Source organism: Amycolatopsis sp. cg5 (assembly GCF_041346955.1).
GTDB lineage: Bacteria > Actinomycetota > Actinomycetes > Mycobacteriales > Pseudonocardiaceae > Amycolatopsis.
The window spans coordinates 6449670-6476051 of the sequence record NZ_CP166849.1; the positions used below are offsets into that span (position 1 = coordinate 6449670).

The window sequence follows — 26382 nt, forward strand, 5'->3', positions numbered from 1 at the left end:
GGTGCGGACGCTGCCGGGGCGCACCGACCACGTCGTCGTCATCGGGGCCGGGCTGGCCGGGCTTTCGGCCGCACTGCACCTGCTCGGCTCCGGGCGGAAGGTCACGCTGCTCGAACGGGACGAGCGGCCCGGCGGCCGCGCGGGACGCCGCGAGGAGAACGGCTACTCGGTCGACACCGGCGCGAGCGTGCTCACCATGCCGGAGCTGCTCGATGACGCGTTCGCCGCGGTCGGCGAGAAATCCGTGCCGCTGACCAGGCTCGATCCGGCGTACCGCGCGCATTTCGCCGACGGCAGCACGATCTCGGTGCACACCGAAGCCGAAGCGATGGAGACCGAGATCCGCGCCAAGGCCGGTCCGCGCGAGGCCGACGGCTACCGCAGACTGCGCGCGTGGCTGACCGAGCTGTACGCGACGCAGAAGGACCACTTCATCGGCGGCAACTTCGACTCGCCGCTCGACCTGATGCGCCCGGAGCTGGCGAAATTGGCCGCGCTGGGCGGTTTCGGCAGGCTCGGCCCGCAGGTCGGCCGGTTTCTGCGCGATGACAGGGTGAAGCGGCTGTTCTCGTTCCAGTCGCTCTACGCCGGGCTGGACCCGATGCGCGCGATCGGCGCGTACGGCGTCATCTCCTACATGGACACCGTCGGCGGGGTCTACTACCCGCTGGGCGGCATGGGCCGGATCGCCGAGGCGATGACGGAGGCCGCCGAGCGCGCGGGCGCCGACGTGCGGCTCGGCACCGAAGCCGCCTGGCTGGAACGGGTTTCCTCGCGCGTGCGCGCGGTGCGCACCCGCACCGGCGAGCGCATCGAATGCGACGCCGTTGTCCTCGCGACGGAACTGTCCACTTCGTACCGATTGCTCGGCGCCCACCCGAAACGCTTTCTGCCGCTGCGTTATTCGCCGTCGGCGGTGGTCGTGCACGGGCACACCGCGCGCACCTGGTCCATTTTGGACCATCACACCATCTTCTTCGGCGGGGCGTGGGAACGGACGTTCGCGGAGATCATCCGCGAGGGCTCGCTGATGAGCGACCCGTCGCTGCTGGTCACCCGGCCGACCGCGACCGAGCCCGCGCTGGCGCCGGACGGCCGCCAGGTCGTCTCCGTGCTGGCGCCGTCGCCGAACCTGCACCGGGGCAGGATCGACTGGCGGCACATCGGGCCGCGCTACCGCGACGAGCTGCTGTCCACTTTGGAAAAGCGCGGCCTGGACGGGTTTTCGCGCGATTTCGAGGTGACCGAGGTCGTCACGCCCGCCGACTGGGCCGCGCGCGGGATGGGCGCGGGGACGCCGTTCTCGCTGGCGCACACGTTCTCGCAGACCGGGCCGTTCCGGCCGTCGAACCTGATCCGCGGCGTCGACAACGTCGTGCTCGCCGGCTGCGGCACGACACCGGGCGTCGGCATCCCGCCGGTGCTGATCTCGGGCAGGCTGGCCGCCGCGCGGGTGACGGGATGAGTCCGGCCGAACTCGACGCGGCCGGGATCTCCGGCACCGCGCTCCGCGCCGCGTACACCCGCTGCCGCCGGATCAACGCCCAGCACGGGCGCACGTTCTTCCTCGCGACCCGGCTGCTGCCGCGCCACGCCCGCCCGGCGGCGCACGCGCTGTACGGCTTCGCGCGAGGCGCCGACGAACTCGTCGACAACCCCGAGCCCGGCACGGATCCCGTGGTGGCGCTGGACAAACTCGCCGGGCACCTCGACGGGGTGTTCGACGGGCACGACCCGGAGGACCCGGTGCTGGCCGCGCTCGCCGACACCGTGCGGCGGTACTCGCTGGACCGTGAGCTGTTCGACGCGTTCCTGCGCTCGATGCGGATGGACCTCGACGTCACCGAGTACGCGACGTACGCGGACCTGGCCGAGTACATCCACGGCTCCGCCGCCGTGATCGGGCTGCAGATGATGCCGGTACTCGGCACGGTCGTCCCGCGCTCCGAAGCGGCGCCGAGCGCGGCCGCGCTGGGCGAAGCGTTCCAGTTGACCAATTTCCTGCGCGATGTCGGCGAAGACCTCGACCGTGGCCGGATTTATCTGCCGACGACGGAACTCGACGCGTTCGGCGTCGACCGTGAATTGCTGCTCTGGGCCAGGTCCACCGGCCGCTCCGACGCGCGGATCGAGCGCGCGCTCGCGTACGCGGTGGCGCGCACGCGTGCGGTGTACCGACGAGCGGAAACCGGGATCCCGTTGCTACGCAAGGAATCCCGGCCGTGCATTCAAACGGCGCTGACGTTGTACGAGGGCATTTTGGACCGGATATGCTGGAGTGACTACAGGGTGCTGGACCGGCGCGTCTCCGTTCCGTTGTCACGAAGGCTTCTTGTTTTCTCCCGAGCGTTGGTTCAGAGAATCGCTTAGGCTGCTGCCATGACTTCAGCAGGGAACAGGCCGGTACGGATCGGCCTGCAGCTTCAGCCGCAGCACGCCGACTACGCGACCATCCGTCGTACCGCGTCCGAGGCGGAGAACCTCGGCGTCGACATCGTGTTCAACTGGGACCACTTCTATCCGCTGTTCGGCGAACCGGAGGGCCTGCACTTCGAGTGCTGGACCATGCTCGGCGCCTGGGCGGAATCCACTTCGCGCGTCGAGATCGGCGCGCTGGTGACCTGCAACAGCTACCGCAACCCCGAGCTGCTCGCCGACATGGCGCGCACCGTCGACCACATCAGCGACGGACGGCTCATCCTCGGCATCGGCTCCGGCTGGTTCGAAAAGGACTACGCCGAGTACGGCTACGAGTTCGGCACCGCGGGCGGGCGGCTCGACGACCTCGGCGAGGCGCTGCCCCGCATCGAATCGCGCTGGGCGAAGCTGAACCCGGCGCCGACCCGCAAGATCCCGGTCCTCATCGGCGGCGGCGGCGAGAAGAAGACGCTCAAGTTCGTCGCCAAGCACGCCGACATCTGGCACGGCTTCGGCGACCCCGAGGTCGTCGAGCGCAAGGTCGCCGTCCTCGACCAGCACTGCGCCGACCTCGGCCGCGACCCGTCGGAGATCGAGCGCTCGGTCGGCGTCCAGGGCGACGACCCCGCCGAACTCGGCGCGAAGCTGCTCGACCTGGGCGTCACGACGTTCACGATCGGCGCGAGCGGCCCGGACTACGACCTGGACCGCCTCAAGACCTGGATCGCCTGGCGCGACAAGATCAACGGCTAGCGAAACCCCGAAAGCCACTTTCGCCAGGTCTAACCTGCCGAAAGTGGCTTTCGGGCTATAACGACCGGGGTCGTGAGCGTTCCGGCCGGTTCTAACCGCCCGGAACGCTCACGACTCAGCGTCGCGGACACGCGAAACCCGAGTTCAGGCCACCCAATGGCCCAAACTCGGGTTTCACGAAGATCAACTCGCTTGAAGGCCGCCCACAGGACCCAGCGCTGGACTGAACGTAGTGAACGAGGCGTTCACAACGATCATCGTTGCGAACGGGGCGTTCACGTCGCCCAGCCCTCCGGGAGCGGCCGACTCGGGCTTTGAACGACCGGGGGTCGTGAGTGGTACGGCCGGTTCTAACCGGCGAAAACACTCACGAGGGTCAGAAGGCCATCGCTTGGGCTCGGCGCTTGACCTCGGTGCCGTGGCTGGTGCGCAGTGCGTTGACCGGGGTTTTGCCGGGCAGGGTGTCGTCGGCGGCGAAGAGCCAGCGGAGCATCTCGGTGCGGCTGAAGCCGGAGTCGGCGAGGACCGTGATGGTGCCCGCGAGTCCCTTGACGACGCCGTCCTTGACCAGGAAGCCTGCCGGTACCCAGAGGTCGCCGTCCCGGCGGATCGCGATCAGCTGGCCGTCGCGCAGCATCTGCCGCACCTTGTTCGCCGAGGTACCGAGCGCGGTCGCCACCTCCGCCAAGGGCAGAACGGCTACATCGGCATCGAGGACGTCTTCGGCGACAGGAATCCCACTCACAGGGTGACACTCTGCCACATCGACGTCTACTCCGAGCAGCATCGCAACGAAAACTGAACCTGGAGTGTCCACCGGGTTCGCGGGTCCGTATTACCAGGCATGAGCGTATCCGTACGATCGGGAGCTGTGACCGGGAACTCCTTCGTGCAAGTCCTGCCTTCGCGGACAGGGCCAGCCGATCCTTTCGTGTCCGGCGACACCGCAGCCGTTTCTGTCGGTGGTGGCGACTACGGTGATCTTCGTGCGGGCCAGATATCGCTATCGAATCGAGCCGACTCAGAGTCAACGCGCGATGCTGGCGCGGACGTTCGGCTGCTGCCGAGTGGTGTTCAACGACGCCATCCGCGCACGTCAGGATGCCCGATCATCGGGAGCCAAGCTTTCTTCGACCGATGTGCAACGGCGAGTGATCACACAAGCGAAGACCTGCGAGAGTCGGTCTTGGCTGGCCGAAGTCGCCTCCGTGGCGCTGGTGCAGTCGGTGCGGGACGCGCAACGTGCATATGCAAACTTCTTCGATTCAGTGCAAGGCAAGCGACGCGGACGGAAAGTAGGACGCCCTCGGTTCAAGTCCGGCAAGGACAACCGCCAGTCGTTCCGACTCACCCGCAACGGCTTCGGCATCCGGGCGAATGGGCGGCTCTACCTGGCCAAGATCGGCGAGGTAGCGGTCCGATGGTCACGCGACCTTCCCTCGCAACCCTCGTCGGTCACGATCATCCGCGAACCGGATGGGCACCACTACGCATCGTTTGTGATCGAACTACACCCGACGCCGTTCCCGGCGATCGAGTCGGAAGCGGCGATCGACCTGGGTATCACCCGACTGGCGACGGTCGCCGACACCAACGGTCAGCGGCGGGACATCCCCAACCCCAGGTCATTACAGCGCGTGCAACGGAAGATCGCCCGTTTGGAGCGAGAGCGAGCACGCAGAAAACAGGGATCAAGGAACCGCGCACGTACCCGACGCAAAGTGGCGCTGCTGCATGGCAAAGTCGCACGCACACGAAGAGACCATCTCCACAAACAGGCCCTCACTTTGATCCGCGAGAACCAAGCGGTCCATGTCGAGGATCTCAACGTGGCTGGCATGCTCCGGAATCGTCGGCTTGCGCGGGCCATCTCGGACGTCGCCTGGGCACAGTTTGTGCAATTGCTCGAGGAGAAGGCCTCATGTTATGGCCGCACTGTGACCAAGGTGTCTCGCTGGTTCCCCAGCTCGAAGATCTGTTCGTCATGCGGGTACCTCATGCAGGATCTGCCGCTGAAGATTCGCGAGTGGAACTGCCCCCAGTGCGCCACGGTGCACGATCGCGATTACAACGCCGCGCTCAATATCCTCGCCGCAGGGCGTGCGGAGAGGCGAAACGCCTGTGGAGCCCAGGTAAGACCTCCTTCAGGGGAGGCACAGGGCGATGAAACAGGAAGCACCTCAGACGTGGCCTAGCCACGGTGGGATTTCCGCCTCCATAGGCGGGGAGCACGTCAAACGAACCGACACCAGCTTGGTCGGCACCCTGCTCGAACGCCGGTACCGGGTCGACAGGCTGCTGGCCCGCGGCGGAATGTCGTCGGTCTACCGCGGGGTCGACACGCGCCTGGACCGCCAGGTCGCGATCAAGATCATGGATCCGCGCTTCGCCGACGACCGGTCGTTCGTCGAGAGATTCGAGCGTGAGGCCCGCAGCGCGGCCCAGCTGCATCACCCGCATGTGGTGGCCGTGCACGACCAGGGCCACGACTACCCCAACGGCCCCGACGAGGGCAGCCGCGCCTTCCTGGTGATGGAGCTCGTCGATGGCGGCACCCTGCGTGACCTGCTGAACGAGCAGGGCCCGCTCGACGTGGCGCTCGCGCTGAGCATCGCCGAGCCGGTGCTGTCCGCGCTGGCCGCCGCGCACACCGCTGGCCTGGTGCACCGGGACGTCAAGCCGGAGAACGTGCTCATCGGCCGCGGCGGGGCGCTGGGCGGCAGCGGGGTCGTGAAGGTCGCCGACTTCGGGCTGGTCCGTGCCGTCGCGAGCGCCGGGACCACCAGCTCCAGCGTCATCCTCGGCACCGTCGCCTACCTCTCCCCCGAGCAGGTCGCCTCCGGGATCACCGAAGCGCGCGGCGACGTCTACTCCGCCGGGATCCTGCTCTACGAGATGCTCACCGGGCATCCGCCGTACACCGGCGACACCGCGATCTCCGTGGCGTACCGGCATGTCAACGACGACGTCCCGCGGCCGAGCGACATCCGGCCAGGCCTGCCGCCCGCGCTGGACGAGCTGATCCTGCGTGCCACCCGCCGCGATCCCGAGGCCCGCCCGGCCAACGCCGGCGTCTTCCTCCAGGAGCTCCAGGCCGTGCGCGGGGTGCTGGGCCTGCCCCCGGTCGCCGTGCCGGTGCCCCCGCCGCCGGACGCCGACGGCGTGTCCGACGTCGAGCGCACCACCCCCGGCATCCCGGCCGTGCCCGCGGCCGACGCGACGCTGCCGGTCACCGGTCCGCAGGGCACCAGGGCGATGGGACGCGCCGTCCCCGCCAACTCCATGCAGGCGACCCAGGCCATCCAGCCGGTGCACGCGCACCAGCCGCCGCCACCGCCGCCTCCGGTCACCCCGCCGGGCGGCGCGCGCCAGCCGGAAGAGAAGCGCAAGCCGCCGAAGAAGACGATCATCCTCGCGATCGTCGCCGTGCTGCTGCTCGGCGGCCTGATCGGCGCGGGCGCCTGGATACTGTCCGACGACGGCCCGACCGGCGCCACCGTCCCGCAGCTCACCGGCATGAACCAGGCCGACGCGGGCAACGCGCTGCGCCAGGCGAAGCTCACGCCGAAGTACGTCAAGGAGTTCAGCAACACCGTCCCGGCGAACACGATCGTCCGCAGCGAACCGGCCGCGGGCGCCGAGGTGCCGTTCAACTCCGAAGTCACCGTGCTGATGTCCAAGGGCAAGCCGGTGGTGCCGAACATCAGCATCGGCCAGAACGTCGAGGGCGCCGAAGCCGCGATCACCGAGCAGCAGCTCAAGCCCGCGCGGGTCGGCGAGGACTTCAGCCCCGACGTGCCCAAGGGCGCGGTGCTCAAGGTCGACCCGCAGCCGGGCACCTCGGTGGACATCGGCAGCGAGGTCAAGCTGACGCTGTCCAAGGGCCCGCCGCCGCTGCCGCAGGTGCCCAACGTGGTCGGCAAGTCGAAGGACGAGGCGTTCAAGACGCTCAAGGCCGCCGGGTTCGAGCCGTTCGACGCCGGCCAGGACCAGAACTCCGACGCCAAGCCGGGCACGGTCACCCGCACCGATCCCGCCGCGGGCGCCACGGACGTCGGCAAGCGGATCGGCGTGTTCACCGCGAACAGCGTCGAGGTGCCCGATGTGCGCTTCAAGCAGTTCGACGAGGCCAGGCAGATCCTCGAAGCGGCCGGGCTCAAGGCCGACTTCAAGGGTGACGGCAACGGGCACGGTGGCGGGTTCAACTTCGTCATCGAGCAGGACCCCCAGCCGGGCACCCGGGTGCCGGCGGGCACCAAGGTGAAGCTGAAGGGATTCGGGCGATGATCGGCAGCCGGGGCCGGGTCACCGGCACCATCGGCCCCGGCCTGATCGGCGAGGTCCTGCTCAACGTGCGCGGCGGGACGGAGGCGTTTTACGCCTATCCGGCGAACGGCGAAGAACGTTTTGAGCAGGGAACCCAGGTTCTGGTGGTGGACTTCGAGGAACCGCGTACGGTCTACGTCGAACGGTGGCAACCTCTGGGTCGATAACGGCGTGTGAGGGACACCAAGTTGTCCTGAAATGGGGGTACACATGGACGCATTGACCATCGCGATCACCGCGGTGGGCGCGATCATCGTGCTTTTCGTGATCTTGCGCATTCTGTACAAGGTGGCCGAGCCGAACGAGGCGCTGATCATTTCGGGCTGGGGAGTCCGGGTGAACCGCGCCGAGACGGCCGACAGCCTCGGCTTCAAGATCATCACCGGCCGCGGCGTCAACGTCATCCCGGGCTTCCAGACCGCCCGGCGGCTTTCGCTCGACACCAGGGGCGTCAACCTGCAGGTCTCCTGCGTCACCAAGCAGGGCCTGCCGGTGACGGTGCGCGCCGTGGTCATCTACAAGGTCGGCGACGACTTCGCCTCGATCGCCAACGCCGCCCGCCGGTTCCTCGACCAGCAAAAGGGCATGAACGACACGATCCACGAGCTGTTCTCGGGTCACCTGCGCTCGATCGTCGGCGGGCTGACCATCGAGGAGATGATCCACAACCGGGACGCGCTGACCGGCGAGGTCCGCCAGTCCTCGGCCAACGAGATGATCAAGCTCGGGCTGATCGTGGACTCGCTGCAGATCCAGGAGATCGACGACGAGTCCGGCTACATCCTCAACCTGGGCAAGCCGCACGCCGCGGCCGTCGCCGCCTCGGCCCGTATCGCCGAGGCCCAGCGTGACCAGGAGGCCACCGAGGCCGAGCAGGTCGCGGCCACCCTGCGGGCGAGCGCGACCCGCGAAAGCCAGATCAAGCAGGCCGGCTACCAGGCCGAGGTCGACCAGGCCAAGGCGAAGGCCAGCCAGTCCGGCCCGCTCGCCGAGGCGACCGCGCGCCAGGAGGTCGTCGTCCAGGAGACCCGCGCCGCCGAGCTCGAGGCCGCGCTGGCCGAGCAGCGTCTGCAGTCGCAGGTCCGCAAGCCCGCGGACGCGAAGGCGTACGACACGCGTACCTCGGCCGACGCCGCCCGTGACGCCTCGATCGCCAAGGCGCAGGCCGAGGCGAAGGAGACCGAGCTGCGTGCGGCGGCCGACGCGACCAGGGTCAAGACCGCGGCCGAGGCCGAGGCGCAGTCCGTGAAGGCCCGTGCGGAAGCGGCAGCGGCCGCGACCAGGGCGACCGGTGAGGCCGAGGCGGCAGCGGCACAGGCCCGTGGCCTGGCGGAGGCCGAGGCGACCCGCGCGAAGGGTCTCGCGGAGGCCGAGGCGGCGAAGGCGAAGGGTCTCGCCGAGGCCGACGCGATCAAGGCGCGCGCGTCCGCGCTCGCCGAGAACCAGGAAGCCGTCGTCGCGCAGCAGCTGGCCGAGCGCTGGCCGGAGATCGTCGAGGCGGGCGCGCAGGCGTTCAGCAACATCGACAACATGGTGGTGCTCAACGGCGCCGACGGTATGTCGGACATGTTCGCCAAGGCGCTTTCGCTGGGCGGAACGGGCCTCGGCCTGGCTCGCCAGCTGATGGACGCCATGGGCCAGTCGGCGTCGCCGGAAAAGCAGGCGAAGACCAACGGTGAGGTCAGCGTCAGCGACTTCACCACGAAGGATCTGACGTCCAAGGACTGAGTCCTGCCTCGCTGAACGATTGCGCAACCGAGGGAAATCGCGAAAAGTACTAGGCGATGAACTTCTTCGAAGAGGAGCCTCGTCCGCGGCCGCTGTTCCCGGTACCCGAGAAAGAGCTACACGGGTACCCGGGGCGGCCGTGGACGGGCGCGCCCACCGAGTACATCGTCCCGGCGATCCTGCCGTGGTCGCTGCCGCTGGGCCGCTCCGAGCGCACGATCGTCGCGCTGCGCAACATCGACGTCTGGCCGGAGGCGCTGACCCTGCGCGTCTCGGTCTATTCGCGTGACAACCTGCTCGACGAGTCGAAGACCGGCCTGGTGGACCACCGCCGCGTCCCCGACCGCAACGCGCTGCTGATCGGCGTGCTGTTCGCCGACGGCGGGCGTGCCGGTTCGGACACCATCTCGATGCCCTCACCCACCAAACCGGACACTCCCGTGCTGCGGGCGGACAGCGGTGGCGGCAGCAGCTTCCACTTCCGGCACGACGTGTTCATCTGGCCGTTGCCGCCGGACGGTCCCGTGCAGGTGGTCGTGCAGTGGCTGGAGCGGGAGATCGAGGAGACCCGCACCGAGCTCGACGGCACGCTGATCCGCAAGTCGGCGGCGGACGCCAAGGAGATCTGGCCGGGGCTGCCCAAGCGTGTCCATCACGGACTCCCGATACGCAGGGTCACCCGCCACACCCCCGACGCCTCGGACGGCTGGAGCGCTTTCGGCGCCCAGGAACCCGGCGAGGGAAAGTGATCCAGGCCACCCCTCTGGGGCCCCTATCCTGACCTCGCGCCGGGTTCACCGCACGCTGCACGTGCAACACTTTCGCGCATGACAGGATCTTCGCCCCCGATCGGGTGAAAGAGACCGTCGTTAGCGCCAACGAAACATAAGGACCACTCCCCCGTCATGTGTGGCTGGTGCAGTATGGGTAATTCCCCCTTACTCGCCTCGGTCGAAAGGTCTTGGATGTCGGGCACTCAGCTCAGCGGACTCGATGTCGCTTTCCTAAGCATGGAAGGCGAAAACACGCCCATGCACATGGGGGCGGTGGTGACGTTCCGTCCCCGCACACCGATCGATCCTCCTCAGCTGGCCGTCCTGCTCGCCGAACGCGCGGCCAGGATCCCCCAATTCCGCAGGCTCGCCACTCCCGCGTTTTTCCCGCCGGGGACCATGAATTGGTCCGATGACCCGGATTTCACGCCACTGCAACACATTCACCTGCACCGGGTGAGCAACCTGTACGAGCCTGACCCGCTCGCGGCGTACGCGTCGCGCTGGATCGCGGAGCCGCTCGACACCGGAAAACCCTTGTGGGACTTGCATCTTGTCACCGGACTGCCGGGCGACGACTTCGCGCTGCTGCTCAAGCTGCACCACGCGCTGACCGACGGCGCCGGCGCTTTCGCGATCGCTTCCGGACTTCTGGACGACATCACGGTGCCCGCCCGCCGTAAACCGGCTGTCGTCGAAACATCCGATCGGTCCACTTTGGACACCTTGCTGGACACGATCGGCTCGACACTGTCGCAGGCGGGTGAGACGGCGTCGATCGCACGGTCAGTGGTACGAGCCACTCGCCCGTATCCGATCTCGCCGATCACCGCGCCGTCGTCGAAGGAACGCCGCGTCGGCTTCGTGCGGCTCGAGATGACCGACGTGCGCCGCATCCGCAAGGAACACGGCGGCACCGCGAACGACGTGATACTCGCGGTGCTCGCGGGCGCGCTGCGCGGCTGGCTGGTGAACCGCGGGCAGCGTGCCGACGGCCGCACGCTGCGCGCGCTGATCCCGGTGAGCGTGCGTGCGCGCGAGGCCGAACAGGTCGGCGGCAACAAGCTTTCGGGTTACCTGTGCGAACTGCCGATCGGCGAGGACGACCCGATCGAACGACTACGCATCGTGCGCCGCGCCATGGCGCGTAACAAGGCTTCAGGGCCGTCCAAGGGCGCCGGAGCGTTCCCGCTGCTGGCCGGGCGGGTGCCGACCGTGCTGCACCGCCTGACCGGCCGGGTGACCGGTCAGGCGGCGCCGCTGCTGTTCGACACGGTCGTGACGAACGTGCCGCTGCCGAACGTCCGGATGTCACTGGCAGGCGCCCAGCTCGTCGAGATGTATCCGCTCGTCCCGCTGGCGCCCCGCCAGGCGTTAGGCTTCGCGGTCTCGCTCTATCGCGGCGGGATCCACATCGGACTCCAGGCGAACGGCGCCGCGGTGCCGGACATCGGCGGCCTCGCCGACGCCGTCGCCAAGTCGGCGGCCCAGCTGCTCGCCTAGCCGCCCGTTCAGAGGTTCGCCGAGTAGTGGGAACTGATCGCGTTGTCGCAACCGGAGCCCGCGAGGTTGGTGACGGAGCTGCCCGGCTCGACCCTGAAGCAGAGGTCCCTGATGTTCGCGCCCGAGTTCCGGTAGAAGTTGATCGGGTCGCCGGTGCGGTTGTAGATCGAGCTGACCGTGTCGTTGACGCCGAGTCCGTTGTCGTAGATCGCGTTCTGGTAGTTGAGGTACACCAGGCCGAACTGCGCGAGGCCGCCGTTGAAACCGGCGTCCTGCCACACGCAGACGTTGCCGCCGACACAGCGGCCGGGGTCGCCCGCCTGGGTGGCCGAGGCCGCCGGGGCCAGTAGCGTGCCGGTGGCCAGTGCCGCGCCGGCGAGCGCGACGAGGGTCTTGGTCTTGATCATGACCCGGATACTGGCCCGGCGCCCTGCCATCACGCTGTCATTTCAGGCAGGGCTGAAAACGGACGAAGGCCCCCATCACCGGGTGATGGGGGCCTTCGCGTGACCGGTCTCAGCTGCGCAGCATCTCCGCGACAAGGAAGGCCAGCTCGAGCGACTGCTGGGTGTTCAGGCGCGGGTCGCAGGCGGTCTCGTAGCGACCGGCCAGGTCGACATCCGAGATCTCCTGCGCCCCGCCGAGGCACTCCGTGACGTCCTCGCCGGTCAGCTCGACGTGGATGCCGCCGGGGTAGGTGCCGAGCTTGCGGTGCACCTCGAAGAAGCCCTGCACCTCGTCGACGATGCGGTCGAAGTGGCGCGTCTTGTAGCCGGTGGACGACTCGTGCGTGTTCCCGTGCATCGGGTCGCACTGCCAGATCACCTTGTGGCCGCTGGCCTCGACCTTCTCGACGATCGCGGGCAGCACCTCGCGGACGTTGCCGTTGCCCATCCGCGCGATCAGCGTGAGCCTGCCCGGCTCGTTGCGCGGGTCGAGGCGGCGGACGTACTCGACGGCCTGCTCGGGCGTGGTCGTCGGGCCGATCTTGAGGCCGATCGGGTTGGCCAGCAGCTCCGCGAACGCGATGTGCGCGCCGTCGAGCTGACGGGTGCGCTCGCCGACCCAGAGGAAGTGGGCGGAGAGGTTGTAGAGCTTCGGGTTCGCGGCGTCGGCGTTGTCCATCCGCAGCATGGCGCGCTCGTAGTCGAGCAGCAGCGCCTCGTGGCTCGCGAAGATCTCGGTGGACTGCAGCGAGGTGTCGGTGACCCCGCAGGCCGACATGAACCGCAGGCCGCGGTCGATCTCGGCGGCCAGCGCCTCGTACCGCTCGCTGGCGGGCGAGCGCTGCACGAAGTCCTTGTTCCAGTCGTGCACCTGGTGTAGGTCTGCCATGCCCGCAGCGGTCAGCGCGCGGACGAGGTTCATCGCGGCGCCCGCGTTCGCGTACGCGCGGACCATGCGGCCGGGGTCGGGCACGCGCAGCTCGTGCTTGGCGACGAGCGAGTTGATGATGTCGCCGCGGTACACCGGCAGGCCGAGCGAGTCGGTGGTGTTCGAGCGGGGCTTGGCGTACTGGCCCGCGATGCGGCCGACCTTGACCACCGGCAGGCTCGCGCCGTAGGTGAGCACGACGGCCATCTGCAGCAGGGTGCGCAGGTTGGCGCGGATGTGCGGCTCGGTGTTGGACTCGAACGTCTCGGCGCAGTCGCCGCCCTGCAGCAGGAACGCCTCGCCGCGCGCCACCATCGCCAGGTGCGAGCGGAGCCGGTCGATCTCGTTGGGCACGGTGATCGGCGGCACGCTCTCCAGCAGGCTGCGCACCCGCCTGGTGAGCTCGGGGTCCGGCCATTCGGGCTGCTGGGCGGCAGGCAGCGACAGCGCGGCGTCGAGACGCGCGCGCAGCTCAGGAGGCAACGGGGGGAGTTCGGGGAGCGTGTCGACGGGGACGTCCACTGTCCAGTTCACCCCACCAGGATAGGGCTCCCCGATCTCCTCCCGTCCGCCGGGACGAAACTCTCAAAAAGTGGAACTACGAGGTCTGAGCCTTGTTGTACAGGTTCTGCGCGTCCGTCCCGAAGTACGGGCCGAACATGTAGTTGGGCAAGAACACGTATCCGAAGCTGTTCACCGACGCCTGGACACCGGTCCCGGTCGCCTCGTTGAAGTTGAGGAACCACGGCCCGCCGCTCGACCCGCCGGTCATGGTGCAGCTCATCCCGTGATCCTTGGTGAGCAGGAAGTCGGTGATCGTCGACCCGCTGCAGTAGATGAGCTTGGAACCGTCGTACGGCGCCGCGGCCGGGTACCCGAACGTGTACATCGACTGGTTGCGCGCCTGGTTGAACGCGATCCCCTGCGCGCCGACCACATCGGTGAGCCGCTGCCCGTTGAGCGGGTTGACCACGCCGATGCCGACGTCGTAGTTCATGTCCTCACTGGCCTGCCATTGCGGCGTGGTGAGCGTCGTCTTGGCGGGCCACTGGCCGAACGGAGCGTTCCCGTTGTTGTAGCCGGGCACGAAGACCCAGTCGGTATGGAAGGCGCCCTGGTACTTCACGCAGTGCCCGGCGGTCATCACCACACTGCCATTGGTGCTGGTCACGGCATCACCGGAGCACGAGGCCTTCCGGCCCTGCATGGTGAAGAACACCCGCCCGGCCGTCTGGGTGATCTTGCCGGAGCCGGTCCACGCGCCGCCCGCGTTCGGGATGCTCATCGGCAACCCCGCTTCGACCTGCTTCGGAGTGAACCCCGGCGCCCTGACGAGCTGTTCCATCGGGACCGCCTCGCGCATGTCCTGCGCGGTCCAGACCTTCGGCCCGGCATGGGCCGGAGGAGCCACCAGCCCGCAAAGCGCCACCAGAAGCGCTGCCAGCGAAATCCGCTTCATGACACACCCACCTTCTGCGTTGACGGTGAATTGCCGAAAGAGCTACTCGAAAGTAAGTCTCTGACTACTCTGCGTACAAGCCGCTGATCGGCCGCTCCGCGAGGCCATTCGGCCTACCCGCTACGGTTTCGCCGTGCATCGCTGCATCCACGCCTAGCGGCACCGAACTGCTGGCGCCCTGGGTCTGGGTGCTCGGCCTGCCGCTCGCCGTCGCCTGGATGGCCACCGGCCGCGTCGGCCCGACCCTGCTCTGGGGCCTGCTCGTCGCCGTCACCGGCTCCCTGATCCCGATGGCCGTCATCGTCCGCGGCGCCCGCAAGGGCAATTCTGACGCACCTCAGCGGTGGGACGGTCACCACGTGACCAACCGCGCCGGCCGCGCGGTGCCGCTGCTCGTGGCGGGCATCTCGCTCGGCGCGGGCTTCGTGGTGCTGGTGGTCTGGCACGCCCCGGACGAGATCATCGCGCTCGCCGCGTCGATGCTGGCCTCGCTGGTGGTGAGCGTGGCGATCACGTTCGGCTTCAAGTTCAAGATCTCGCTGCACGCGGCGGTCGCGGTGAGCGCGCTGGTGGTGCTGATCATCACGTACGGGCCGTGGGCCTGGGTGCTGCTGCCGCTGGTGGTCTGGGTGTGCTGGTCGCGCGTGGAACTGGGCGACCACACGCCGGCCGAGGTGCTCTCGGGCGCCGTGATGGGACTGGTCGTCGGCGGCCTCGGCTTCTGGGCGATCCTGGCCGCCATCCGCGGCTAGCGTTCCCACCGCTCGGACCTCGTGAGTGGTACGGCCGGTTCTAACCGGTCTAAACACTCACGAGTCCCTGGGCGATTTCAAGCATGCTTGAAATGGGGCGGTGGAACGGTTTCCCGTGATTATCCTGCGGGCGTGAAGCTCTTCGGCAGACGCGCGGCGAAGCCTGAACCCGACCGCCGCACCCTCATCACCGGTCATTGCTACGACGACCTCGCGCTGGACGCCGCGATCGCCGAACTCCGTGACGGCGACCTGCGCGCCGCGCAGACGGTGCTCGCCGAGTGCCGTGATGACCCCGAAGTGCGTGATCTGCGGCTCAGCAATCTGTCGGAAGACCTTGTCGGGCACGTCGACGAGATCGCCGAGCTGGCCGCGCGGCACGATGATCCCGAACTGTGGCTGTTGGCGGGCGAGGGTTTCGTCGCCGAAGCAGGGGCGATCCGGGGCGCCGGCTGGGCGAGCAGCGTCGGCGAGGACCGGTTCAAGATGGTCCACCGCACCTGTGCCAAGGCGATCGGGCCGCTGCACCGCGCCGCCGAGCTGCTGCCGTCCGACCCGACGCCGCTGGTCGCGCTGATGGCGGCGGGCATGCTGCTGAACGCTTCCCGAGAGCAGCAGGACCAGGTGTGGGAGGAGGTGCTCCGCCGCTGCCCGACCCACTACAGCGCGCACTGCTCCCGGCTGCAGATCCTGGCGCCGAAATGGGGCGGCACCGAAGAAGAGATGATGACCTTCGCCATCGAGACCGCCCGCACCGCGCCGGTCGGCGACGCGCTCACGGCCATCTTCCCCGCCGCCTGCTTCGAGGTCTACCTGATGGCCAAGTCCCGAGTGGACAGTTCACAGTGGCGCGAGATGGAGCGCGCCTACTTCGCCAACGAGCGGATACTCACGCTCCTGCTCGCCGCGTCGGACCGCTGGATGTCCGCCGAGCGGCCGCATCCGCGCGCCATGCACGCGCACAACCACTTCGCGGCCGCGTTCGGCTGCGCCGGGCATTCCGAACGGGCTTTCCTGCACCTGTTCGGCACCCGCGACCGGTTTGCACCTACCCGTGGACCTACCTGAACGGCAAGGACCCGCAGCTCGTCTACCACGAGATGGTGACCGAGCACTGGCCAGCCAACTTCCACCTGCGCTCGCCGATGGACCTCAGCCCCGTCTTCCCCGGCCAAGGCTCCTGAGCTGGTTTTAGCCCGAAAGTGGCTTTCGTCAGATGCGATCTGACGAAAGCCACTTTCGGGCTATCACGAGCGCTTAGACGACGGCCAGTGGGAGAGCGGTGGGGTGGACCGGCGCGGGCAGGTCCGAGGCGCCGGTGAGGAAGGCGTCGACCGCGTGTGCGACCGAGCGGCCTTCCGCGATCGCCCACACGACCAGGGAAGCGCCGCGGTGGGCGTCGCCGCAGACGAACACGCCGGGCGTCTCGGTCTGCCAGTCGGGGCCGCACGAGAGCGTGCCGCGCGGGGTCAACGACAGGCCGAGGCCGTCGAGGAGCGCCATGTGCTCGACGCCCTCGAAGCCGATCGCCAGCAGGACGAGGTCCGCGGGCAGGGTCTCGACCTCGTCGTTGACCGGGATGACCTCGCGTCGTCCGGACACCGGGTCCTTGTGGACGCGGACGTGCTGGAGCTCGATCGAACGGACGTGACCGTCTTCGTCGCCGACGAAACGCTTGACCGCGACCGCGAACTTGCGCTCGCCCGCTTCCTCGTGCGCCGCGTAGGTGCGGAGGATGTAGGGCCAGGTCGGCCACGGGGAACGGCCGTCGTCGCGCACCGACGGCGGCGTCGGGTACTGGTCGAGCTGGGTGACCGACAGCGCGCCCTGGCGGGTGGCGGTGCCGTAGGAGTCGGCGCCGGTGTCGCCGCCGCCGATGATGATCACGTGCTTGCCCTGGGCGTCCACAGTGGACGGCCCGTCGCCCTCGACCTGACGGTTGGCTGGCACCAGGTGGTCCATCGCGAGGTGGATGCCCGCGAGCGAGCGGCCCTCGGTGGTCTTGTCGTCACGGCCGCGCAGCGCGCCGACCGCGAGCACGACGGCGTCGTACTGGGCGCGAAGGTCCTCGACGGACAGATCGACGCCGACTTCGCAGCCGGTGACGAACTTCGTGCCCTCCTTGCGCAGCTGGGCGAGCCTGCGGTCGAGAACCTTCTTCTCCATCTTGAACTCGGGGATGCCGTAGCGCAGCAGGCCGCCGAGGCGGTCGTCGCGCTCGTAGACGGTCACCTCGTGACCGGCGCGCGTCAGCTGCTGTGCCGCGGCGAGGCCCGCCGGGCCGGAGCCGACGATGGCGACCTTCTGTCCTGATGAGACGGACGAGACCTGGGCCTGGACGTAGCCCGCTTCCCATGACTGGTCCGCGATCGTCTGCTCGACGCGCTTGATCGAGACGGGGCCGCCCGACAAGTCCGAAATGGACAGTACGCAGCCCGCCTCACACGGCGCCGGGCACAGCTTCCCGGTGAACTCGGGGAAGTTGTTGGTCGCGTGCAGACGGTCGCTCGCCGCTTCCCAGTCGCCGCGGCGGACCAGGTCGTTCCACTCGGGGATCAGGTTGCCCAGCGGACAACCGGAGCCCGACGAGTGACAGAACGGGATGCCGCAGTCCATGCAGCGCGAAGCCTGCTTGCGGACGTCCTCGTTGCGCACGGCGGGCGGGACGTCCGCGTACACCTCGCCCCAGGACGCCAGCCTGTCCTCAGTGGACTTCTTCTTCGGCTCTTCGCGGTCGTGCTTCAGAAAACCGGTCGGGTCAGCCACGAGCCGCCTCCATGATCGCCTCGTCGACATCGCGGCCAGCCGCGCGTGCCGCCTTCGCCGCGTCCAGCACCCGCTGGTAGTCGCGCGGCATCACCTTGGTGAACGACGCCGATCGCCGGGGCCAGTCGCCGAGCAGTGAAGCCGCGACGGCCGAGCGGGTCAGGTCGTAATGCTTTTGCACGATCTTCTTCAGCCACGCCAAGTCTTCGGACTGCGGCTGCTGGAGATCGACCATCTCGTGGTTGACCTTCTTGCGGTCGAGGTCGAGCACGAACGCCACCCCGCCGGACATGCCGGCCGCCAGGTTGCGCCCGGTGGACCCGAGCACCACGGCCCGGCCACCGGTCATGTACTCGAAGGCGTGGTCGCCGACGCCCTCGGCGACCACGGTCGCGCCCGAGTTGCGCACGCAGAACCGCTCGCCGACCTGACCGCGCAGGAACATCTCGCCCGCGGTCGCGCCGTACGCGAGCGTGTTGCCCGCGATGGTCTGGCGCTCGGCGGCGAACTTCGCGTCCGGGTGCGGGCGCACGATGATCCGGCCGCCGGAGAGGCCCTTGCCCACGTAGTCGTTGGCGTCGCCGACCATGTCGAGGGTGATGCCGCGCGGCAGGAACGCGCCGAGCGACTGCCCGGCCGAGCCGGTGAGCACCACGTTGATCGTGTCCTCCGGCAGGCCTTCGCCGCCGTAGCGCCGGGTGATCTCGGAGCCGAGCAGCGTGCCGACGGTCCGGTTCACGTTGCGCACCGGCAGTTCGAGCTTGACCGGGTGCGCGTCTTCGAGCGCGGCCTCGGCGAGCTGGATCAGTGTGCGGTCGAGCGCGTGCTCGAGGCCGTGGTCCTGCCCGCGCGTGCGCCGCTTCGCGCCGCCGTACGGGGTCTCGGCCGGCATCTCGAAGATCGGCGCCAGGTCCAGACCGGACGCCTTCCAGTGCTGGACGGCCTCGTCGGTGTCGAGGAACTCGGCGTGCCCGATGGCCTCGTCGAGCGACCGGAAACCCAGTGACGCCAGCGTTTCCCGGACTTCCTGCGCGACGAACCTGAAGAAGTTCACCACGTGGTCGACCTGGCCGGTGTACCGCTTGCGCAGCTCCGGGCTCTGGGTAGCGACGCCGACCGGGCAAGTGTCCAAATGACACACTCGCATCATCACGCAGCCCGCGACGACGAGCGGCGCGGTCGCGAAACCGTACTCCTCGGCGCCGAGCAGCGCGGCGATCACGACGTCCTTGCCGGTCTTCATCGCGCCGTCCACCTGCACGGTGATCCGGTCGCGCAAACCGTTGAGCAGCAACGTCTGCTGGGTCTCGGCGAGACCGATCTCCCACGGCGTGCCCGCGTGCTTGAGCGAGTTCATCGGCGAGGCGCCGGTGCCGCCGTCGTGCCCGGAGATGAGCACCACGTCCGCGTGCGCCTTCGAGACACCCGCCGCGACCGTGCCGACGCCCAGTGAGGACACCAGCTTCACGTGGATGCGCGCCTGCTCGTTCGCGTTCTTCAGGTCGTGGATGAGCTGCGCGAGGTCCTCAATGGAGTAGATGTCGTGGTGCGGCGGCGGGGAAATCAGCCCGACGCCCGGCGTGGAGTGCCGGGTCCGCGCGATCCACGGGTAGACCTTGTTCGGCGGCAGCTGGCCACCTTCGCCGGGCTTGGCGCCCTGCGCCATCTTGATCTGGATGTCGTCGGCGTTGACCAGATATTCGCTGGTGACACCGAAACGGCCCGAAGCGACCTGCTTGATCGCGCTGCGCCGCTCGGGGTCGTAGAGCCGCTCCGGGTCCTCGCCGCCCTCACCGGTGTTCGACCGGCCGCCGATGCGGTTCATGGCGATGGCCAGTGTTTCGTGTGACTCGGCCGAAATCGAGCCGTAGGACATGGCGCCGGTGTTGAACCGCTTGCAGATCGCCTCGACCGATTCGACCTCGTCGACCGGGATCGGCTCGCGCGTGGTCTTGAACGCGAACAGCCCGCGCAGCGTGCCGCCCTCGCGGTAGAGCCGGTGCACCTCGTCGGAGTACTTGCGGTAGACCTCGTCGCGGCCGGTCTTGCTGGCGTGCTGCAACAGGAACACGGTCTCCGGGGTGAACAGGTGCAGCTCGCCCTCGCGGCGGTACGCGTACTCGCCGCCGGTGTCGAGCCTGCGGTGCACCCGGTCGGTCGGGTTGTCCGGGTAGGCGCGGCGGTGCCGCACGGCGACCTCTTCGGCGAGCACGTCGAGCGCGACGCCGCCGAGCTTCGAGACCGTGCCGGTGAAGTATTCGTCGAGCAGTTCCTGTGACAGGCCGAAGGATTCGAACGCCTGCGCCGCGGTGTACGCGCCGACGGTCGAGATGCCCATCTTGGACATGATCTTGAGTACGCCCTTGACGAGCGCCTGCACGTAGTTGCGGATGGCCTTGATCGGCTCCATCTGCGGCAGCGCGCCGGTGGCGATCAAGTCCTCGATGGACTCGAAGGCCAGGTACGGGTTGACCGCGGCGGCACCGTAGCCGAGCAGCAGCGCGATGTGGTGCACCTCGCGGGCGTCGCCGCTCTCGACGACCAGCGCGACGCGCAGCCTTTCCTTGGTGCGCACCAGATGGTGGTGCACCGCGGAGACGAGCAGCAGCGACGGGATCGGCGCCATCCGGTGATCGGAGTCCCGGTCGGACAGCACCAGCGTGCGCGCGCCCGCCGAGATGGCCTCGGACGCCTCGCGCCGGACCCGCTCGATCGCGTCGGCCAGCGCGGCGGCCCCACCGTCCACTTCGTACAGTCCGGAAAGGACTGAGCAGGCGAAGCCCGGCAAGTCGCCATCGTCGTTGATGTGGATGAGCTTGGCCAGCTCGTCGTTGTCGATGACCGGGTACGGCAGCTGAATGTGCCGGCAAGACGCCGGACCTGGCTCCAGCAGGTTCTGCTCCGGGCCCATGATGCGCTTCATCGAGGTGACGAGCTCTTCGCGGATCGCGTCCAGCGGCGGGTTCGTGACCTGCGCGAAGTTCTGCTTGAAGTAGTCGTAGAGCAGGCGCGAGCGCTGCGAGAGCACCGCGGGCGGCGAGTCCGTGCCCATCGAGCCGAGCGGCTCGGCGCCCTTCTGGCCCATCGGCGCGAGCAGGATCTTCAGCTCTTCCTCGGTGTAACCGAAGGACTGCTGGCGGCGCAGCACCGAGTCGTGGCTCTGCACGATGTGGTCGCGGTCGGGCAGCTCGGCGATCTGGAGCAGCCCGGCGTGCAACCAACTTTCGTAGGGAAGTTGCTTCGACAGCTCGGACTTGACCTCGTCGTCGTTGACGATCCGCCCGGCCTCGGTGTCCACCAGGAACATCCGGCCCGGCTTCAGCCGTCCCTTCGCGACGACGTCGGCCGCCGCCACGTCGAGCACGCCCGCCTCACTGGCGAGCACGACCCGGCCGTCGGCGGTCTGCCACCAGCGCGCCGGGCGCAGGCCGTTGCGGTCGAGCACCGCGCCGACCAGCGTGCCGTCGGTGAAGGTGACACAGGCGGGGCCGTCCCACGGCTCCATCAGGCTGGCGTGGAACTTGTAGAACGCGCGCCGCGCCGGGTCCATCGTGGTGTGGTTCTCCCACGCCTCCGGGATCATCATCAGCACCGCGTGCGGCAGGCTGCGCCCGCCCAGGTGCAGCAGTTCGAGCACCTCGTCGAAGGACGCGGAGTCGGACGCGTCGGCGGAGCAGATCGGGAAGAGCCTGGTCAGGTCCCCGGGGACCAGCGTCGACTCGAGCAGCGCCTCGCGGGCGCGCATCCGGTTGCGGTTGCCGCGGATCGTGTTGATCTCGCCGTTGTGCGCGACGAACCGGAACGGGTGCGCGAGCGGCCACGAGGGGAAGGTGTTCGTCGAGAACCGCGAGTGCACCAGCGCGATGGCGCTGGCCAGGCGGGTGTCGCCCAGGTCCTTGAAGAACAGCGGGAGCTGCTCGGGGGTGAGCATTCCTTTGTAGACCAGCGTGCGCGACGACAGCGACGAGAAGTAGGTGCCGACGCCGGCGGCCTCGGTCTCGTGCTCGGCGCGTTTGCGCAGGCAGAAGGCGAGCCGGTCCAGTTCGAGCCCGCTCGGGCCGAGACCGTGGCCCGCCACGAAGAGCATGGCGAAGTGCGGCATGACCGACCGCGCCGTCGGCCCGAGGTAGGCGGCGTCCGGGTCGATCGGCACCTCACGCCAGCCGAGAACGTTCAGACCCTCCTCAGTGGCCACCTGCTCGATGAGCGCGACGGCCTTGCGGCGGTCCTCGACACCGGCGGGCAGGAACGCGATCCCGGCGGCGTAACGGTGTTTTCCTTGCTCGGCATCGGGAAGCTCGAAGTCGACCTCGTCGCGGAGCAGCTCGTCCGGCAGCTGCAGCAGGATGCCGGCGCCGTCACCGCTGGTCGGCTCGGCGCCCGCGGCACCGCGGTGGTCGAGGTTGGTGAGGGCGGCCAGTCCGTCGGTGACGATGCCATGGGTGCGCCGCCCATGGATGTCGGCGACCATGGCGACGCCGCAGGAGTCCTGCTCGTCGGCGGGATCGTAAAGACCCTGCTTCTCGGGCATGGCGGAGAAGATCATGAAGGGACCTCCTTCGTCGTGTTCGTGCTCAGTGGTGGAAATCCCCAGGTCCAGTGCGCACGGGACGACGATGGCCCGCTCGTTAGCGCGACTTTAACACTCAGGAAACGTATCGGCAGCATGAGATGCGACGCAGTGTTCACCTGAACGGTAACGATCTGGATGGTCAGAACGACGTCGTTCTTGATGTCACGCGAGTACTTCGTGCGGCTAAGTATAGGCGGCCGTTGATCAGCCTGATCGTAACGCCCCGAGCCCCCTTCTCCAGTGCAGGATTTCCACAGTAGAACGTGTTACAGTTTTGCCCCATGATCCTGGAACGCTTCCAGCTCACCGGGCAGGTCGCCGTGGTCACCGGCGCCGGACGCGGGATCGGCGCCGCCACCGCGGTCGCGCTCGCCGAAGCGGGCGCCGACGTGGTGATCGCCTCCCGGACCCGTGATCAGCTCGACCTCGTCGCCAAGCGGGTCGAGGCCGCCGGACGCCGCGCGCACGTGGTCGCGGCCGACCTCGGCGATCCGGCCGAAGCCGCTTCCTTGGCACAGGCCGCGACCGACACGTTCGGCAGACTCGACATCGTCGTCAACAACGTCGGCGAGACCTATCCCAGGCCGATACTCGAAACGACCACCGAATTCCTCGAAGAAGCCTTTCGCTTCAACGTTTCCACCGCGCACGCGCTCACCGTGGCCGCCGCGCCCGCGATGCTCGAAGGCGACGGCGGCGCGGCGCGGGAAAATGGAGAACGCCACTCCCCTGCGGCACATCGGCGAGGCCGAGGACATCGCCGCCACCATCGTCTACCTCGTCTCGCGCGCCGGGAAGTTCGTCACCGGCAAAGTGTTCGAAGTGGACGGTGGACTGCAAACACCCAACCTGGAACTGGGGCTGCCTGACCTATGAAGATCGTTCAGTGGAGCACGGGAAACGTCGGACGGCACGCGATCGCGGGCATCGACGCGAGGCCGGATCTCGAACTCGCAGGCGTCTGGGTGTCCTCAAAGGACAAAGAGGGCAACGACGCAGGCGAGCTGGCCGGTCTCGGCAGGACGCTCGGTGTCACCGCGACCACGGACGCGGATGCCTTGCTGGCGTTGAAACCCGACTGCGTCGTCTACACCGCGATGGCGGACGACCGGCTGATGGAAGCCGTCGAAGACCTCAAACGGTTCCTCGCGGCCGGTATCAACGTCGTCTCCAGCGGCCCGGTGTTCCTGCAGTTCCCCGACGGCGTCGTGCCGCCCGAGATGAGCGACCCGATCCGCGAAGCCGCGTGGGCCGGTGGTGCTTCGCTGTGGGTCAACGGCGTCGATCCCGGCTTCGCCAACGACTGGCTGCCGCTCGTGCTGACCGGGGTGTGCGAGCGCATCGAAGAGGTGCGCTGCCTGGAGATCCTCGACTACTCGACCTATGACAACGGCAAGGTGCTGTTCGACATCATGGGCTTCGGCAAGCCGATGGACGAGGTGCCGTTGCTGCTGCAACCCGGCGTGCTCAGCCTCGCCTGGGGCAGTGTCGTGCGCCAGCTCGCGGCCGGGCTGGACGTCGAACTCGACACGGTCGAAGAGAGCTACGAGCGGCTGCCCGCGCCGGAGACGTTCGAAATCGCGTCCGGCACGATCGAGAAGGGCACCGTCGCGGCGCTGCACTTCGAGGTGCGGGGCATGCTCGGCGGACGACCGGTCTGCGTGCTCGAGCACATCACGCGGCTGCGGCCCGACCTCGGCCCCGACTGGCAGCAGCCGACCGGGCAGGGCGGCTATCGCGTGCAGGTCACCGGCGAGCCGAACTACACCCTCGACCTGAGGCTGCTCGGCACCGACGGCGACCACAACACGGCCGGGCTCAAGGCCACCGCGATGCGCCTGGTGAACGCGATCCCGGCCGTGGTGGCGGCGCCACCTGGGCTACTGACCGCCCTCGACCTTCCCCTTGTCACCGGCCGGGGTCTCGTCCGGCGCTGAATCCGGCACGGAGTCCGACGCCGGCGCGCCCGCCGTGACGTCGGCGGACTCCTCGTCGACCTTCTTATCGGGCTCTTCGGCACTGTCCACAGTGTCCACAGTGCTCTCCGGGTCCTCGGCGTCATTGCCGCGCAAGGATTCCGGCGACTCGCGCGGCCCCTTCTTCTTGGCGAGCACGAGGTAGACGACGGCACCCGCGAACACCAGCAGCGACACCCACACGTTCACCCGCAGGCCGAAGATGTGGTTCGCCGCGTCCGAGCGCATGTTCTCGATCCAGAACCGGCCGGCCGTGTAGCCCGCGACGTACAGCGCGAACGCGCGGCCGTGCCCGAGCTTGAACCGCTTGTCCGCCCAGACCACGAGCAGCGCGACGCCGAGGTTCCACAGCAGCTCGTAGAGGAAGGTCGGGTGCACCGGGCTGTCGGCCAGCGGCACGTGCCCGACCGCGACCCCGCCGAGCAGGTCGCGGTTGCCGGCGGCGTCGATGCGCTCGTAGATCTCCAGGCCCCACGGCAGGTCCGTGTGATCGCCGTAGAGCTCCTGGTTGAAGTAGTTGCCGAGCCGCCCGATGGCCTGCGCGACCACGATCGCGGGCGCGAGCGTGTCGGCCATCGCGGCCAGCGGGACGCCCTTGCGCTTGCACGCGATCCACGCGCCGACCGCGCCGAGCGCGATCGCGCCCCAGATGCCCAGGCCGCCGTCCCAGATCCGCAGCGCGTTCAGCGGGTTCTTGCCCTCGCCGAAGTACAGCTGGTTGTCGGTGATGACGTGGTACAACCGGCCGCCGACCAGGCCGAACGGCACCGCGAACACGGCGATGTCGACGACCGCGCCCTTCGAGCCGCCGCGCGCGATCCAGCGGCGTTCGCCCCACCAGAGCGCCACCACGATGCCCGCGATGATGCACAGCGCGTATGCCCGGATCGGGATGGGCCCGAGATGCCATACCCCGCGGTCAGGGCTGGGGATCGTGGCCAGTAACGGAGCGGCAGCGGAAATCACGGGGTCACCGTAACGTGCCCCGCCCATGCCCGAGAGAAGAACACCCCGGTGAGACCTCCGGCAAACGTTTGCCGGGTACCATGGCGACGGGGGAATCCATGGTCCTGCGCATTGTCTTCACTCGCGACGACCTGAGCCGCGTCCGGGTCGCCGAGCACCCGCACCCGCTCTGGGAGCTGGTGCTGGGCATCAACACGCTGCAGAGCCGCACGGCACCCGGGCGTTTCCAGCCGTGGCGCGCCTCGGCCGACGCCGGCCGGATCGCCGAACTGGCCCCGCCCGGCACCTCGTTCCCGGACTTCCTCACCCCGCCGCTCGACGACTCCGACATCGAGGCGCACTTCGACGCGATGCTCCGTCTGCCCAAGCACTCGGTGCGCAAGGACCTGGAGCTCACCTACGGCCCGACGGTCCCTGCCTGGGCTTACGACGCGCACGACACCGGACGGCTGGACGGCCTGGTCGCCGGCTTGCGCACCTTCCACGAGTCGGCGCTGGCCGAGCACTGGCCCGAGGTGCGCCGGATGGTCGAGGCGGACCGGACGCTGCGTGCCAAGCAGGCGCTGGGCAAGGGTGTCGACGGCCTGCTGACCGGGCTGCACCCGTCGATCCGCTGGCGCTACCCGGTGCTGGAGGCCGACTACCTCTGCGACCACACGATCCACCTCCACGGCCGTGGCCTCACCCTGGTGCCCGCGTCCTTCTGCTGGGGCGCCCCGGTGACGATGGTCGACCCCGACCAGCCGCCGGTGCTCGTCTACCCGTGCGCCGACACCGCCCAGGCCGACACGCTCGGGCGGCTGCTGGGCTCGGAGCGGGCCCGCGTGCTGACCGAACTCCAGGTCGCGTCGTCCGCGACCCAGCTGTCCCTGCGCCTCGGCGTGCCCCGCTCGACGATCCGCGCGCACCTGGCGGTCCTGCACGAAGCGGGCCTGCTCACCACCCGCCGCGCGGGCCAGCACGTCCGCCACACCCTCACCCAGCTCGGCCACAGCCTGCTCGGGTCGTGAGTGGT

20 protein-coding genes and 1 pseudogene are annotated in these 26382 nt (G+C 68.7%); 14 read left to right on the top strand and 7 right to left on the bottom strand.

The genetic code is table 11. The annotated features are described in order from the left end of the window. Nucleotide 1: 1 nt before the first annotated feature. The 3 genes from crtI to AB5J62_RS28715 are packed head-to-tail and all read left to right on the top strand — an operon-like array spanning nt 2 to nt 3171. Nucleotides 2-1465, top strand: coding sequence for a phytoene desaturase family protein (gene crtI / locus AB5J62_RS28705; protein WP_370943036.1), 1464 nt, complete (start codon nt 2-4; stop codon nt 1463-1465). Continuing rightward, on the top strand, nt 1462-2370 hold the full coding sequence (locus AB5J62_RS28710) for a phytoene/squalene synthase family protein (protein WP_370943037.1): 909 nt from the start codon (nt 1462-1464) through the stop codon (nt 2368-2370). The genes crtI and AB5J62_RS28710 overlap by 4 nt, the downstream gene beginning before the upstream one ends. 9 nt (nt 2371-2379) lie before the next feature. Further along, nucleotides 2380-3171 (top strand): LLM class F420-dependent oxidoreductase, encoded by a 792-nt coding sequence (locus AB5J62_RS28715; protein WP_370943038.1) that lies wholly within the window; start codon nt 2380-2382, stop codon nt 3169-3171. 376 nt (nt 3172-3547) lie between these two features. On the opposite strand, the gene AB5J62_RS28720 is transcribed toward AB5J62_RS28715, so the two are convergent. Continuing rightward, nucleotides 3548-3916 carry an Rv2175c family DNA-binding protein gene (locus tag AB5J62_RS28720; protein WP_370943039.1) on the bottom strand — a complete coding sequence of 123 codons (369 nt, stop codon included), beginning with the start codon at nt 3914-3916 and terminating at the stop codon, nt 3548-3550. Between the two features lie 232 nt (nt 3917-4148). Here AB5J62_RS28720 and AB5J62_RS28725 point away from each other — a divergent pair, with 232 nt between their 5' ends. The 6 genes from AB5J62_RS28725 to AB5J62_RS28750 all read left to right on the top strand — a co-directional run bounded on the left by AB5J62_RS28725 (nt 4149) and on the right by AB5J62_RS28750 (nt 11501). Continuing rightward, nucleotides 4149-5366 (top strand): RNA-guided endonuclease InsQ/TnpB family protein, encoded by a 1218-nt coding sequence (locus AB5J62_RS28725; protein ID WP_370943040.1) that lies wholly within the window; start codon nt 4149-4151, stop codon nt 5364-5366. A gap of 58 nt (nt 5367-5424) precedes the next feature. Then, nucleotides 5425-7458: a Stk1 family PASTA domain-containing Ser/Thr kinase gene (gene pknB, locus AB5J62_RS28730; RefSeq protein ID WP_370943041.1), complete on the top strand. Its 2034-nt coding sequence runs from the start codon at nt 5425-5427 to the stop codon at nt 7456-7458. Further along, complete coding sequence (locus AB5J62_RS28735) at nt 7455-7664, top strand: hypothetical protein (RefSeq protein ID WP_091296392.1); 210 nt, start codon at nt 7455-7457, stop codon at nt 7662-7664. The genes pknB and AB5J62_RS28735 overlap by 4 nt, the downstream gene beginning before the upstream one ends. Nucleotides 7665-7707: 43 nt before the next feature. Beyond that, on the top strand, nt 7708-9225 hold the full coding sequence (locus tag AB5J62_RS28740) for a flotillin family protein (RefSeq protein WP_370943042.1): 1518 nt from the start codon (nt 7708-7710) through the stop codon (nt 9223-9225). A gap of 56 nt (nt 9226-9281) precedes the next feature. Beyond that, a complete protein-coding gene (locus AB5J62_RS28745; RefSeq protein WP_370943044.1) occupies nt 9282-9974 on the top strand; it encodes a hypothetical protein in 693 nt (230 codons plus the stop codon). A gap of 261 nt (nt 9975-10235) precedes the next feature. After that, entirely contained in the window at nt 10236-11501 is a 1266-nt protein-coding gene (locus AB5J62_RS28750; protein WP_370943045.1) for a wax ester/triacylglycerol synthase family O-acyltransferase, read from the top strand. 8 nt (nt 11502-11509) lie between these two features. Here the strand turns inward: AB5J62_RS28750 and AB5J62_RS28755 are convergent, their stop codons facing one another. The 3 genes from AB5J62_RS28755 to AB5J62_RS28765 all read right to left on the bottom strand — a co-directional run bounded on the left by AB5J62_RS28755 (nt 11510) and on the right by AB5J62_RS28765 (nt 14334). Beyond that, nucleotides 11510-11908 (bottom strand): peptidase inhibitor family I36 protein, encoded by a 399-nt coding sequence (locus AB5J62_RS28755; protein WP_370943046.1) that lies wholly within the window; start codon nt 11906-11908, stop codon nt 11510-11512. Nucleotides 11909-12017: 109 nt separating this feature from the next. Continuing rightward, the gene (locus AB5J62_RS28760; protein WP_370943047.1) at nt 12018-13409 is read right to left on the bottom strand and encodes a class II 3-deoxy-7-phosphoheptulonate synthase; all 1392 of its coding nucleotides are present in this window, start codon (nt 13407-13409) and stop codon (nt 12018-12020) included. A gap of 64 nt (nt 13410-13473) precedes the next feature. Then, nucleotides 13474-14334 carry a serine protease gene (locus tag AB5J62_RS28765; protein WP_370943048.1) on the bottom strand — a complete coding sequence of 287 codons (861 nt, stop codon included), beginning with the start codon at nt 14332-14334 and terminating at the stop codon, nt 13474-13476. Between the two features lie 188 nt (nt 14335-14522). Between AB5J62_RS28765 and AB5J62_RS28770 the strand changes: the two genes are divergently transcribed. Continuing rightward, nucleotides 14523-15086 carry a hypothetical protein gene (locus tag AB5J62_RS28770; RefSeq protein ID WP_370943049.1) on the top strand — a complete coding sequence of 188 codons (564 nt, stop codon included), beginning with the start codon at nt 14523-14525 and terminating at the stop codon, nt 15084-15086. Between the two features lie 132 nt (nt 15087-15218). After that, nucleotides 15219-16154, top strand: coding sequence for a hypothetical protein (locus tag AB5J62_RS28775; RefSeq protein WP_370943050.1), 936 nt, complete (start codon nt 15219-15221; stop codon nt 16152-16154). Between the two features lie 189 nt (nt 16155-16343). On the opposite strand, the gene AB5J62_RS28780 is transcribed toward AB5J62_RS28775, so the two are convergent. Further along, nucleotides 16344-17852, bottom strand: coding sequence for a glutamate synthase subunit beta (locus AB5J62_RS28780; RefSeq protein WP_370943051.1), 1509 nt, complete (start codon nt 17850-17852; stop codon nt 16344-16346). Continuing rightward, complete coding sequence (gene gltB / locus AB5J62_RS28785; protein WP_370943052.1) at nt 17845-22398, bottom strand: glutamate synthase large subunit; 4554 nt, start codon at nt 22396-22398, stop codon at nt 17845-17847. The genes AB5J62_RS28780 and gltB overlap by 8 nt, the downstream gene beginning before the upstream one ends. Before the next feature lie 308 nt (nt 22399-22706). On the opposite strand from gltB, the pseudogene AB5J62_RS28790 reads away from it, so the two are divergent. Beyond that, nucleotides 22707-23301, top strand: a pseudogene (locus AB5J62_RS28790) (SDR family oxidoreductase). After that, a complete protein-coding gene (locus AB5J62_RS28795; RefSeq protein WP_370943053.1) occupies nt 23298-24362 on the top strand; it encodes a diacylglycerol kinase in 1065 nt (354 codons plus the stop codon). Before AB5J62_RS28790 ends, AB5J62_RS28795 begins: the two are co-directional and overlap by 4 nt. Here the strand turns inward: AB5J62_RS28795 and lgt are convergent. Then, nucleotides 24306-25394 carry a prolipoprotein diacylglyceryl transferase gene (lgt, locus tag AB5J62_RS28800; RefSeq protein ID WP_370943054.1) on the bottom strand — a complete coding sequence of 363 codons (1089 nt, stop codon included), beginning with the start codon at nt 25392-25394 and terminating at the stop codon, nt 24306-24308. The two genes, AB5J62_RS28795 and lgt, sit on opposite strands and share 57 nt — an antisense overlap. Nucleotides 25395-25465: 71 nt before the next feature. Here lgt and AB5J62_RS28805 point away from each other — a divergent pair, with 71 nt between their 5' ends. Next, the gene (locus AB5J62_RS28805; RefSeq protein ID WP_370943055.1) at nt 25466-26377 is read left to right on the top strand and encodes an ArsR/SmtB family transcription factor; all 912 of its coding nucleotides are present in this window, start codon (nt 25466-25468) and stop codon (nt 26375-26377) included. Nucleotides 26378-26382 lie beyond the last annotated feature (5 nt).